The organism is Kitasatospora sp. NE20-6, assembly GCF_045862635.1.
Map to the genome: position 1 here is coordinate 160,456 of NZ_BPRL01000011.1, position 12,909 is coordinate 173,364.

Below are 12,909 nucleotides of genomic sequence, written 5' to 3' on the forward strand. Positions count from 1 at the left end.
CCCACGGAACGCGTATGCTCACAGGCTCACCACACGCCCCGGGTTTCGTTCCGGCCCGGGACTTTGGGAGGATCGTCCCCATGTCCGGTTCCCATCGCGCCTCCGCGCACCGCCGCTCGGCCGACGTGCCGGGCCCCCGCAGCAGTGCGGAGGGGCAGGCGGCACGGCAGCGCGGGCACCGGCGCCGGGTGAAGCCCCGCCGCCGCGGACGCACCCTGATGGGCGGCACCGCGGTCCTCCTGGCGGCCGCCGCCGGCTGGTTCGCCGTCGGCCCCGGGCGGTCGCTGCCCGTGATCAGCGCGGCCGGCGCCCCCGACCGCGACGAGAGCACCGCGCAGCAGGCCGACGTCGCCCCGGTGTCCGCCGGCGACCACACCGAGGGCCCGGGCGCCGCCGACCGCTCCGACCGGAACGACGGCACGCTGGCGGCCATCCCGGGCCTCGGCCCGGCGTTCCTGGCGAAGATCCCGGCGGAGACCACCCAGGTCGTGCTGGCCTCCGGCCAGGGCAAGGACTCCTCCGACACCACCGTCACCCTGTGGACCCGCACCGTCGAGGGCCGCTGGAAGCCCGGCACGGCCTGGGCGGCCCACAACGGCTACAAGGGCTGGTCCGACCGGAAGAAGGCCGGCGACCTGCACAGCCCGATCGGCGTCTTCGGCCTCACCGACGCCGGCGGCCGCAAGGCCGATCCGGGCAGCCGGCTGCCGTACGACAAGGACCCCGGCTTCGTCGTGGGCGGCCGCGGCTTCAACGGCGAGCAGCTGGCCGGCTCCTTCGACTACGTGGTCGCGATCAACTACAACCGGGTGGCGGGCCGCTCCCCGCTCGACACCGCCTACCCCGAGGGCAGCGCCAAGGGCGGCGGCGTCTGGCTGCACGTCGACCACGGCGGCCCGACCCACGCCTGCGTCTCGCTGACCGAGCCCGACATGATCGAACTCATCCGGACGCTGGACCCGGCGGCCCACCCGGTGATCGCCATGGGCGACGCCGCGGCCCTGGCGGCCTGACCCGGACGGTTTGGGCGGAGTTGTCACCCTCCTACAGCTAACTTCCCTCGATACTGTGCCGGAGCGTCACCGGGAGACTGGCCGGTAACCGGGTTGAGTTGATGTATGACCGCCTCCCGTATCGTTTCGCTCGGCCATTACCAGCCGCCCAAGGTCCTCACCAACGACGACCTGGCGACGCTGGTCGACACCGACGACGAGTGGATCCGCTCCCGGGTCGGCGTCCGCACCAGGCACATCGCGGTCGACGAGACCCTGGTCGACCTCGCCACCGAAGCCGCCCAGAAAGCCCTCGCCGCCTCCGGCCGGCAGCCGCAGGAGGTCGACCTCGTCGTCGTCGCCACCTGCACCGCCGTGGAGCGCAGCCCCAACACCGCCGCCGCGGTCGCCGCCCGGCTGGGGATCACCGCCCCGGCCGCGTACGACATCAACACGGTCTGCTCGGGCTTCTCGTACGCGCTGGCCACCGCCGACCACGCGATCCGCGCCGGCGCGGCCACCCGGGCCCTGGTGATCGGCGCCGAGCGGATGTCCGACACCATCGACTGGACCGACCGCACCACCTGCGTGATCTTCGGCGACGGCGCCGGCGCTGCTGTGGTGGAGGCCGTGCCGGACGAGGAGGCAGGGATCGGCCCGGTGGTGTGGGGCTCCGAGCCCGGGAAGGGCGACGCCGTCGTCATCAGCGGCTGGGATCCGACCATCAGCCAGCAGGGCCAGGCGGTGTTCCGCTGGGCCACCACGAAGATCGCCCCGCTGGCCCGCGAGACCTGCCGCAGGGCCGGCATCGAGCCGTCCGAGCTGCGCGGCTTCGTCGCGCACCAGGCCAACCTGCGGATCATCGACGCCATCGCCTCCAAGCTCGGCGTCGGCCCGGACACCGTCGTCGCCCGGGACGTGGTCGACTCGGGCAACACCTCGGCCGCCTCGATCCCGCTGGCGCTCAGCAAGCTGGTGGAGCGCGGCGAGCTGCGCCCGGGCGACCCGGTGCTGCTCTTCGGCTTCGGCGGCGGCCTTGCGTACGCCGGCCAGGTGGTGCGCTGCCCGTAGCGGGTGCGGTGGGCACGGAGAGAAGCAGCGGGGCGCCGGAATCAGTGATTCCGGCGCCCCGCTGCCGATCGGGCACGTCGCGGTACGTCGGCGAACCTCCCCCGAGGACACGGCCGCCGTCCGCCCCGCCCCGGACAGGAAACCGGGGTCGTCCGTGCGAGCTGACGGGTGGGTGGTGGGGCTGCCTACTTCGGCGGCTTCTTGCCCGCGACGCCCAGGTAGACCTGGAGCGCGAGGTTGGGCTTGAGGTCCTTGACCTTCACGCCCCAGGAGGTGAACGCCTTCTGATGCTCGGCCGCGGAGGCCAGAAGCGAGACCAGGGATCCCGCCACCGCGGCCGGATCGATCGTCGTGTCGGTCTTTCCCTGGTTCGTCCGGACGGCCTCGGTGAGGGGTGCGACGACCGAGTTGAGGACCTTCATGCGGATCTTGAAGAACCGTTTGTCCCCTTCGGCGGCACCGAGAGTCACCACCCGGAGAATGGCGTCGTTCTTGCGCCAGAAGGCGAGGAAACCGTCCACCAGATCTTCCGAAGTGGCGGCGCCGGTCTTTCCCGCCCAGGACTTTCCTTCGACGAGCTCTTTGAGCCCGCCGCTGTCCTCGGCCATTTCCTCGGCGATCTCGAGGACGGCGCCCTCGACATCCGGGAAGTACTGGTAGAAGGTCGCGGGGGAGGTACCCGCCATACGGGCGACGTCGATGACCTTGACGTCCCGGTAAGGCGACGTGCTGAGCATCTCGCGGAGGCAGTCGAGCAGCTTCTGCCGCGTCTCCTGTCCGCGTCGCCCGGCGACGCGACCGTCGACGGTGCGAACTTGTCCTGTCATGCCGTCAGCTTACCGCGGCACGATCTTGCCGCGATTCGGTGATGCGACTATTACGCCGCCCGGGGTGGTAATGGAAGGGGCCGGACGGATATTCAGCGATCACCTTGCAGCCCCCCCGTGCACTGATGACCCCACAGCGTGACGGCTGGTCTGCTGAGGGTTGGTCGGATGACACGCAGTGATCGCCGGACACGGGCGCCGATGCGGTTCGTCCCGCCGCGTTCGGGAGGCGTTCGGGGCGGACGCCGGCGCTCCGCAACAGCCCGCCCGCGTGCCGCGGGCGGGGGAGATTGGCTCCCGGGGGGTGCGCACTGGAGAATCGGGGGCGCACCCCCGTACCGGGGACGGCACAACGGGGAGGTGGCAGCTCAGTGGACCAGCTGACGGCGCACGATCCAAGGCGGATCGGGCCCTTCGAGGTGCTGGGGCGGCTCGGCGCGGGCGGAATGGGCCTGGTCTACCTGGCGCGCTCGGCCTCCGGCCGCCGCGTCGCCATCAAGACCGTGCGCACCGAGCTGGCCGAGGACGACCTCTTCCGGGTCCGCTTCGCCCGCGAGATCGCCGCCGCCAAGACGGTCGGCGGCTTCTACACCGCCGCCGTGGTCGATGCCGACGCAGACGCACGGGTGCCCTGGCTCGCCACCGCCTACGTGCCCGCGCCCTCGCTGGAGGACCTGGTCAACCACTGCGGGCCGCTGCCGGTCGTCGCGGTGCGCTGGCTGGTCGCCGGCATCGCCGAGGCCCTCCAGTCGATCCACGCCGCCGGCCTGGTGCACCGCGACCTCAAGCCGTCCAACGTGCTGGTCGTCGAGGACGGCCCGCGCGTGATCGACTTCGGCATCGCCGCGGGCGTCTCGCACACCCGGCTCACCATGACCAACGTCGCCGTCGGCACCCCGGCCTACATGTCGCCCGAGCAGGCCCGCGACAGCCGCAGCGTCACCGGCGCGAGCGACGTCTTCTCGCTCGGCTCGCTGCTCGTCTTCTGCGGCACCGGGCACCCGCCCTACCGCGGCGCCAACCCGGTCGAGACGGTCTTCCAGCTCCTGCGCGACCAGCCCGACCTCTCCGGGCTGCCGGTCGAGCTGGTCGACCTCGTCCGGGCCTGCATGCGCCCCTCCCCGGAGCACCGCCCCACCCCGGCGCAGATCCAGGCCGAGCTGGCCCCGCACCTCTTCTCGGACGACGCCCTCGGGGACGCGGGCGACTGGCTGCCCGACAGCGCCCTCGAACTCATCGAGCAGAAGCGCGGGCGCCGCCCCGTTCCCGCCCCGCAGCCGGTCGCCCCGCCGCAGCCGGTCGCCCCGGTGCCGCCGCAGCCGGTCGCCCCGCCGCCGGTGGCCGCCGGTGCCGGCTCGCTCGGCGGCGAGGCCGCCACCGAGCGCATGGCGCCGGGCCGCCGACCGGTCGCCGGCGAGGTGCGGCTGTCCGGCGGTCCCGTACGGATAGGGCCCGGCCCGCGGGCCGACCAGTCCGTCGCCGGGCAGCCCGGCAGCGGTGCGGCCGCCCCGGCCGCCCCGGCGGCCACCGACTGGGTGCGCCGCCCCCCGGTGCCCGCCCCGGCGCCCGCCCCCGTCCCGCCGCCCGCCCCGGCGGTGCGGTGGCGGCCCTGGCGGTTCCGGATGTCCAACGACGTGTGGGGCACCCCGGTGGTCGCCGACGGCACCCTGTTCGTCTCCAGCTTCGAGGTGCACGCGCTCGACATCGCCTCCGGCGAGCGGCGCTGGAAGACCCGGGACGTCGCCTGGGCCCTGGCCGTCGCCGACGGCCGGGTGCACGCCGCCGACGGCCCGCACCTGTACACGGTCGACGTCGCCGACGGCACCGAGCGCTGGCGCAACTCCCTCGACGGCTGGGTGTACGCCCTGGACGCCGCCGACGGCGTGCTCTGCTGCGGCATCAGGGGCGGCGGGGTCCAGCTCCGCTCGGCGGCCAACGGCGCCGAGCTGTGGCGGGCCGACGACGCCCAGCAGGACTACGAGAACCCGCAGTCCGGCCCGGCCCTGCTCGGCGGCGCCGCGTACTACTACGGCGGCGGGCGGCTGCGCTGCGTCGACCCCCGCGGCGGCGGGCTGCGCTGGTCGTTCCGGGTCGGCGAGGACGTGCCCTCGCGTCCCGTGGAGCGCGGCGGCGTGCTGTACGTCACGGCCGGCACCCGGGTGCACGCGCTGGACGCGGCCACCGGTGCCGAGCGCTGGCGGTTCGACGCACCCGTGGTGCTCTTCACCCCGCCGGCCCTCGACGCCGGTGCCGTGTACGTCGCCGACTACCTCGGCACCCTCTACGCCGTCGACCTCTCCACCGGGCGGGAGCGCTGGCGCGGCCGGACCGGCAGCCGTCAGGGCGCCGAGCCCGCGGTGGTCGCCGACACCGCCGTGCTGCTCGGCTCCGGGGACACGCTGTTCGCCTTCGACACGGCCACCGGCCGGGAGCGCTGGCGCTACACCGCCCGCGGGGAGATCGTCGGATCGCCCGCGGTCGCCGACGGCCTGGTGCACATCGGCAGCCGGGACCACTCCCTGCACACCGTCGACCTGGCCACCGGGCGGCTCCGCTGGGAGCTCGGCACCAAGGGCGAACTCACCGGGTCGCCGGTGGCCGTCGCCGGCCGGGTCTTCGCGGGCAGCAAGGACCGCTGCGTCTACGCGCTGGACTCGTACTACGGCACGGCGGTACCGCACTAGGCCCCGGCCCGCGCCGCCCCGCCTCCGCCCTGCCCCGGCCCTGCACGGCACCGCCGGGGCGGGGCGCCGGGGCGCCGGGGTCAGGGCCGCCGGGCCCCGGGGTGCCGGGCCAGCCAGCCCTCCCAGGCGGAGCCGATCATCTCGTCGACGCCGTACCGCGCCGACCAGCCGAGCTCCTTGCGGATGAGGTCGGCGGACGCGACCACCCGGGCCGGGTCGCCGGGGCGGCGCGGGGCGTTCTCCGGGGCGGTGCCGTGGCCGGTGATCCGGGCGATCGCGTCGAGCATCCCGCGGACGGACACGCCCTCGCCGCGGCCGATGTTGAGCGTCAGGCTCAGCGGCCCGTCCTCGGCGTCCAGCCGGCGCACCGCGGCGACGTGCGCGGAGGCGACGTCCTCGACGTGGATGTAGTCGCGGACGCAGGTGCCGTCCGGCGTCGGGTAGTCGTCGCCGAAGACCAGCGGGGGCAGGCCGTCGGTGAGGCGCCGGAAGACCATCGGCACGAGGTTGCTCACCCCGTCGTCGGCCAGCTCGGGCGAGTGCGCGCCCGCCACGTTGAAGTACCGCAGCGAGACCGTCGACAGCCCGTACGCCCGGGCCGCGGCCTGCAGCAGCCACTCGCCGACCAGCTTCGTCTCGCCGTACGGGTTGATCGGCGCGCACGGGGTGTCCTCGGTCACCACGTCGACGTCCGGCATGCCGTACACCGCGGCCGAGGACGAGAACAGCACCCGGCGCACACCGCCCCCGACGGCGGCGTCCAGCACCGTGCGCAGGCCCTCGACGTTCTCCCGGTAGTAGAGCAGCGGCTCCGCCACCGACTCGCCGACCTGCTTCTTCGCCGCGACGTGCAGCACACCGGTGACGCCGTGCTCCCGGATCGCCGCGTCGAGCACCCCGCGGTCGAGCGTGGAGCCGACCACCAGGGGCACCCCCGCGGGCAGCCGGCCGGGCGCGCCCGAGCTGAGGTCGTCGAGCACGACGACCCGTTCGCCGGCCTCCGCGAGCTGCCGCACGACATGTCCGCCGATGTATCCGGCGCCGCCCGTGATCAACCAAGTCATACTCGAAATCCTATGCGGCACGCGTTCGAGTCGGCTCCGGCAGTCCGGCGGGCCCGGTCGGCGCGTCCGAGGCGCGAGTTATCCGACACCCTGATAAGTACGGTCCGGTACGATCGCAGGCGGTTGTCGTCAGCGGGAGGAGCAGGTCGCGGGATGACCGCCAGCACTCCCGGCACGACGCCCGGCGCGACACCCCAGGTCAGCATCGTGGTCATCGTCTACGACGACGCCGCGCACATCACCGACGCGGTGCGCTCGGCGCTGTCCCAGGGAAGCTGCGTCGCCGAGGTCGTCGTGGTCGACGACGCCTCCACCGATGCCACTCCGGAGCGCCTGACCCGCCTCGCCGCCGCCGATCCCCGCGTGAGAGTCATCACGCGGACGGAGAACAGCGGCGGCTGCGGCACCCCCCGGAACCAGGGCCTCGCCGCCGCCCGCAGCCCGTACGTGATGCTGCTCGACAGCGACGACGTGCTCGCCCCCGACGCCGTGCGCACCCTGCTGGCGACCGCCGTCGCCGAACAGGCCGAGGTGACCGCCGGCGTCTGCGTGCGCCGCGAACTCCCGGCCGGCACCGACACCCCCTGGCAGCGCGACCTCTTCCCCGCGGTCGGCGCCCCGCCCCGCCGCTACGACGGCATCGACGCCCGCCCGGAGTTCCTCCGCGACACCCTCTGCGTCAACAAGCTCTACCTGAGGGACTTCCTCGACAAGCACCAGGTGCGCTTCGCCGAGGGCGCCGTGCACTACGAGGACTTCGTCTTCACCGCCCGCCTGTACGCCGCCCGGCCCCGCCTGGTCGCCGTCGGCGAGACGGTCTACCTCTGGCACGTCCGCCGCGAGGCCGGCCGGCAGTCGATCTCCCTGCGCCGCGACGAGGTCCGCAACTGGCAGGACCGCGTGGACGCCCACGCCGAGGCGATCCGCATCCTCGACGGGGCCGGCGCCCCCGGGCTCGCCGACGCCGCCCGCACCAAGTTCATCGACCACGACCTGCGGATGTACGTCCGCGAACTGCGGCAGAAGCCCGCCGCCTACCGCACGGCCTGGTGGCGCATCGCCCGCACCCACCTCGCCGGCTTCGGCCCCGCCCCGGCCGCCGCGGCCAGCCCGGCCGGCCGCTGGCTCAGCGACCTCCTGCTGGCCCGGCCCGAGCCCGTCGACGGCGCCGAACTCGCCCGCGCCTGCGAACTCGCCGCCAGCCCCCCGCGGCTCGCCCCGCCCTACCTCACCGACGACGACGGCAGCCCGGTGCTCGCCGCGGGCGTACCGCTCACCGGCCTCGACGCCCTGCCGCCCGGCCGGCTGCCGCTGGCCGTCGACGGCTCCCTGCGGCTCGGCCCGGTCTGCGCCGTCCGGCTGCGCGTCCACGACCCGTACGGGCTGGTGTCGGCCGCCGGGCCGATCAACGCCCAACTGGAGCTCCGCACCCGGCTCGGCCCGCCGCTGAGCGTCCGCCGGCGGCTGGAGCTCACCCCGCACGCCGACGGCGGCTGGACGGCCTCCACCACCGTCGACGCCTTCGAGCTGCGCGACGTCGGCGAGATGACCGCCTGGTCGCTGCGCGTCGGCCTCGGCTTCGCCGACGGCTCCCGCGCCGTGACCGCCGTCCGCGCCCCCGGCCTCGGCAAGCGGCACGCCGTCGTCCACCGGCCTCCGCTGCGCTTCGCCCTCGTCCAGGCGTACGGCACCACCAACGGCGAGCTCGGCCTGCGGGTCGCCGACGGCGTGCGCGGCGGCTGGGAGGTCGTCAGGGCCCGCCTGCGGCGCATCCTCGCCCGCCTCGGCTGACCGCCCCCGCACGCCGTACGGACCCCACGGGCCCCGGAGGGACGGGGCACTGCGCGCGCGGTGGGAGAATTCATGGGATTCCCACGATGCCGTGGCTCAATCGGCAGAGCACGGAACCCGCACCACCACCCTCAGCGCACCCGACGACAAGGACCCTCGCTCCATGCCTTCCAGCCAGGCGCAGCCGCTGGTCAGCGTCATCGTGATCGTCTACAACGACGCCGCCCGGCTGCCCCGGGCGGTGGCCTCCGCCCTCGGACAGTCGCTGCGCGGCCTGGAGGTGCTGATCGTCGACGACTGCTCGACCGACGACAGCCACGCCGTGGCCCTGCGGCTGGAGCAGGAACACCCCGGCCGCGTCCGCGCCCTGCGGCTGCCCGCCAACAGCGGCGGCTGCGGGGCCCCCCGCAACCACGGCGTCGCCGAGGCCCGCGGCGAGTACGTGATGTTCCTCGACAGCGACGACGAGCTCGCCGCCCACGCCGCCCGCAACCTCTACGAGGCCGGCACCCGCACCGGGGCCGACCTCGTCTCCGGCCTCAGCGTGCGCCGCTTCCTCGGCAACCGGCACGGCAAGACCGACGCCTGGTACCCGTGGATCTACGCCCGCACCCGCACCCTCGACTCCGTCGCCGAGATGCCCGACCTGCTGGTGTGGGACACCCTCTCCACCAACAAGGCCTACCGGCGGGCGTTCCTCGCCGAGCAGGCGCTGACCTTCCCCGTCGGCATCCTCTACGAGGACCTGCTGTTCTCCTCGCAGGCCTACCTCGCCGCCGCGAGGATCACCCTCATCCCCAACCGGGTCTACTGGTGGGACGTCGCCCCGCCCACCAAGGGCGAGCGCTCGCTCTCCAACCGGCGCCACGAGATCCGCAACTTCACCGACCGGCTGGAGATCCACCGCCGGATCGACGCCATGCTCGCCGACCGCGGCATGACGGAGCTGAAGTACCGCAAGGACGTGAAGTTCCTCAAGCACGACCTGGTGCTGCACCTGCGCGACCTGCCGTTCCTGCCGGAGGACTTCCGCAAGGAGTTCGCCGGGCACGCCCGCAGCTACCTCACCGGGCTCGCCCCCGAGGCGTACGAGGAGGTCGGCAGCCCGCAGCGGGTCTGCGCCTACCTGCTCGGCCAGGACGACTGGGACAACCTGCTGCCCGCCGTCGACACCCTCATCAACCGCGACAAGCTCGCCGCGCCGCTCACCGAGCAGGACGGCCGGGTCTACTTCTGCCCCGAGCACCTCGACGACCCCGAAGGCCGCCGGGTGCTCGACGTCACGGCCCACGGCTACCACGCGACGCCGCTGCGCAAGCTCTTCCTGCGCAACCGGCTCACCCGCTACGCCGCCGGCCCGGCGGGCGTCGAACTCGCCGGGCGGATCGTCAACCCGCTCGGCCGCATCCCGTCGGACGCCAAGCTCTCCGCCCGGCTGCTGTTCTCGCCGCGCCGCAAGGGCATGAAGTCGTTCACCTTCCCGGTGGGGGAGGTGCGGCACGACGGGGACGGCATCGCCTGGAGCGCCACCGCCGACCTCGGCCGCCGGCTGCGGCCGCTCGGCGTGCTCGACGCGGTGTGGGACGTGCGCTGCGTGCTGACCGTCAACGGCGAGCGCACCACCACCCGCCTCACCGTCGGCGACACCGACCTCACGGCCCCGGCGGCACCCGCCGTCCGGCCCCGGCTGACCCGGCTCACCGGCGACCGCCTCACCCCGCAGGCCACCGCCCGCGGCCACCTGGCCTTCGAGCTCACCGCCGAGGGCGCGGCCGCCCGCCGGGGCACCGACCTGATCGAGCGCGCCCTGCGCGGCGAGGCCTCCGCCGTCGCCAACGCCGCCGCCGACCGGGCCCGCCGGACGGTGCGCGGAGCCCTGGAGCTGCGCCGCACGCTCAACAACGGCGACACCAAGCTGAAGGTCTACCACCAGCTCCTGCAGAAGCTGCCGGTGGTGAAGGGCCAGGTCGTCTTCGAGAGCCACCAGGGCCGGCAGTACAGCGACAGCCCGCGCGCCGTCTACGAGGAGCTGGTGCGGCGCGGCGCCCCGATGAAGGCGGTCTGGTCGTACGCGCGGAGCACCGAGGGCTTCCCCTCCGGCGCCACCCTGGTGCGGCGCTGGTCCTGGCCGTACCTGCGGGCCCTCGCGCAGGCCGAGTACTGGGTCGACAACCAGGGCTTCCCGCACCGGCTGCGCAAGCGCCCGGAGACCACCTACATCCAGACCTGGCACGGCTCGGCGCTCAAGAAGATGGGCTTCGACCTGGCCGCGCTCAAGCGGCAGACGCCGGTGCAGCAGGCCGAGTACCTGGCCGGGCTGAACCGCTTCGACCACTTCGTCGTGCGCTCCGAGCACGACGTGCGCACGCTCGCCCCGGCGTACCGGATCGGCGAGGAGCGGCTGCTGCGGGCCGGCTACCCGCGCAACGACGTGCTGCTGCGCGAGGACGCCGCGAAGGACCGGCAGCTGGCCGGCGAGCTCGGCATCGACCTGTCGAAGCCGGTGGTGCTGTACGCGCCGACGTTCCGCGCCGACGCCCGCGGCAGGGTCCGGGCGTTCGAGCTGCCCTTCGACGTGGAGGAGTTCGCGGAGCGCTTCGGCGACCGGATGACGCTGCTGGTGCGCTGCCACTACCTCAACAAGGTGGTGCTGCCGCCGTCGGTGCGCGGGCGGGTGATCGACGTCTCCGACGTCCAGGAGGTCACCCCGCTCTACCAGCTCTCCGACGCACTGATCACCGACTACTCCTCGCTGATGTTCGACTACGCGCTGCTGGACCGGCCGATGCTGTTCTTCGCCTACGACTGGGAGGAGTACGCCGACGACGTCCGCGGCACGTACTTCGACCTGCTGAGCGAGGCGCCGGGACCGGTGCTGCGGGAGCCGGGCGAGCTGTTCGCGGCCCTGGCCGAGCTGGAGTCGGTGGGCAAGGAGTACGCGGACGCGCGGCGCGACTTCGCGGCGGCGTACGGGGAGTACGACCGGGGCGACGCGGCGGCGCGGGTCGCCGACCTGATGTTCGGCGCCGGCAAGCACGAGCGGGAGGCGGGCGCGTGAGCCGCGACATCTTCATCGTCAGCAACAGCGTCGACGAGCTGGGCGGCGTGGCCAGCTGGTCGCACCGGATGGCCGGACTGCTGACCGGCCGCGGGCACCGGGTCGAGCTGATCGGCATCACGCCCGCCGTGCTGCACAAGGACTTCGGCGACGACCTCCCGTACGGCATGACCACCCTCCACACCGGGCAGCCGCCGGCGGCGTGGACGCCCCGCTTCCCGTGGCAGCAGCTGGACGTGCGCGCCCGGCGGCGGCAGGCCGCGCGGGCCGCCGGGATGCGGGAGGCCGCCGGGCGGATGAGCGCGATGTTCCGCGCCGCCCGGCCCGGTGCGGTGGTGATCGTCACCCAGGTGTGGGCGATGGAGTGGGTGGCGCTGGCCGACCTGAAGGGCCTTCAGGTGATCGGCATGAGCCACGAGTCGTTCGAGACGTGCAGGGCGTCCTCCCGGTTCGGCCGGGTGCAGCGGTACTACGCGGACGTCGACCGGCTGGTCGTGCTCACCGACGAGGACGCCGACGCCTGGATCCGCCAGGGCATGAACTCCACCTGCGGCATCCCCAACCCGCTGCCGTTCGCGCTGCCGGAGACGGTCGAGCCGGCCACCCGGACGGTCGTCTCCATCGGCCGCCTCGCCCAGGAGAAGGGCGTCGACCTGCTGCTGGAGACCTGGGCCGAGGCGGTCGCCGACCGGCCCGGCTGGCAGCTGAGGATCTACGGCCTCGGCGAGGAGGAGGACGCGCTCCGCGCGCAGTGCTCCGCGCTCGGGCTGGACGGGTCGGTCGAGTTCGCCGGCCGGACGGACGACGTGCCGGGGGCGCTGGCCGGGGCAGGGGCGTTCGTGCTGTCCTCGCGCGGCGAGGGCTTCCCGATCTCGCTGATGGAGGCCATGGCCTGCGGCGTGCCCTGCGTCGCCTTCGACTGCGCGCCCGGTGTGCACGAGATCGTGCGGGACGGCGAGGACGGGCTGCTCGCCCCGGTCGGCAACACCGCGGCGCTGGCCCGGCAGCTCGGCCGGCTGATGGACGACCAGGAGCTGCGCGACGCGATGGGGGAGCGGGCCCGCGAGGCGATCGTGCGGTACGCCCCGGACCGGGTGCTGGACCGCTGGGAGGAACTCTTCGCGCTGCTGGAGGCGTGACCCGGCGGGTGCGGCGGGTGCGGTTCCTCGTCCGGGACGGCAGGTACGGCAGGTGCGGCAGGTGCGGCGGGGGTGGCGGGTGCGGCGGGGGTGGCCGGCCGGCGGCGGGCCCCGCGGGCGGGGGTCTTCCGGGCGCGCCGGTCCGGTGAACCGGACATACAGGTGAAATGCTGACAAAGCCATCTCACCTGTCGCATCCGTGCACACCTCCGGAGGAACCCCGGTGCGCCCGAAGAAGGAACCGACCCGCCCGTACCCGGCCGGACCTCGCCCCACCGGGCCG

The 12,909-nt window shown here is 74.2% G+C and carries 8 protein-coding genes; 6 read left to right on the forward strand and 2 right to left on the reverse strand.

All coding sequences use genetic code 11. From position 1 onward, the window contains the following. Nucleotides 1-80: 80 nt before the first annotated feature. Nucleotides 81-1,013 carry a hypothetical protein gene (locus tag SNE206_RS12710; protein ID WP_407913402.1) on the forward strand — a complete coding sequence of 311 codons (933 nt, stop codon included), beginning with the start codon at nt 81-83 and terminating at the stop codon, nt 1,011-1,013. A 105-nt stretch (nt 1,014-1,118) separates the two neighbouring features. After that, the gene (locus tag SNE206_RS12715; RefSeq protein ID WP_407913403.1) at nt 1,119-2,063 is read left to right on the forward strand and encodes a beta-ketoacyl-ACP synthase III; all 945 of its coding nucleotides are present in this window, start codon (nt 1,119-1,121) and stop codon (nt 2,061-2,063) included. 185 nt (nt 2,064-2,248) lie between these two features. Here SNE206_RS12715 and SNE206_RS12720 read toward each other — a convergent pair whose 3' ends face one another. Continuing rightward, nucleotides 2,249-2,890, reverse strand: a complete 642-nt coding sequence (locus SNE206_RS12720; protein WP_407913404.1) for a TetR family transcriptional regulator — start codon at nt 2,888-2,890, stop codon at nt 2,249-2,251. A 371-nt stretch (nt 2,891-3,261) separates the two neighbouring features. Between SNE206_RS12720 and SNE206_RS12725 the strand changes: the two genes are divergently transcribed. Beyond that, a complete protein-coding gene (locus SNE206_RS12725; protein ID WP_407913405.1) occupies nt 3,262-5,574 on the forward strand; it encodes a serine/threonine-protein kinase in 2,313 nt (770 codons plus the stop codon). A gap of 80 nt (nt 5,575-5,654) precedes the next feature. Here SNE206_RS12725 and galE read toward each other — a convergent pair whose 3' ends face one another. After that, on the reverse strand, nt 5,655-6,638 hold the full coding sequence (gene galE / locus SNE206_RS12730) for a UDP-glucose 4-epimerase GalE (protein WP_407913406.1): 984 nt from the start codon (nt 6,636-6,638) through the stop codon (nt 5,655-5,657). Between the two features lie 153 nt (nt 6,639-6,791). Here galE and SNE206_RS12735 point away from each other — a divergent pair, with 153 nt between their 5' ends. The 3 genes from SNE206_RS12735 to SNE206_RS12745 all read left to right on the forward strand — a co-directional run bounded on the left by SNE206_RS12735 (nt 6,792) and on the right by SNE206_RS12745 (nt 12,626). After that, complete coding sequence (locus tag SNE206_RS12735; protein WP_407913407.1) at nt 6,792-8,429, forward strand: glycosyltransferase; 1,638 nt, start codon at nt 6,792-6,794, stop codon at nt 8,427-8,429. A gap of 163 nt (nt 8,430-8,592) precedes the next feature. Beyond that, nucleotides 8,593-11,487 (forward strand): CDP-glycerol glycerophosphotransferase family protein, encoded by a 2,895-nt coding sequence (locus tag SNE206_RS12740; protein WP_407913408.1) that lies wholly within the window; start codon nt 8,593-8,595, stop codon nt 11,485-11,487. Beyond that, the gene (locus SNE206_RS12745) at nt 11,484-12,626 is read left to right on the forward strand and encodes a glycosyltransferase (protein ID WP_407913409.1); all 1,143 of its coding nucleotides are present in this window, start codon (nt 11,484-11,486) and stop codon (nt 12,624-12,626) included. Before SNE206_RS12740 ends, SNE206_RS12745 begins: the two co-directional genes overlap by 4 nt. Nucleotides 12,627-12,909 lie beyond the last annotated feature (283 nt).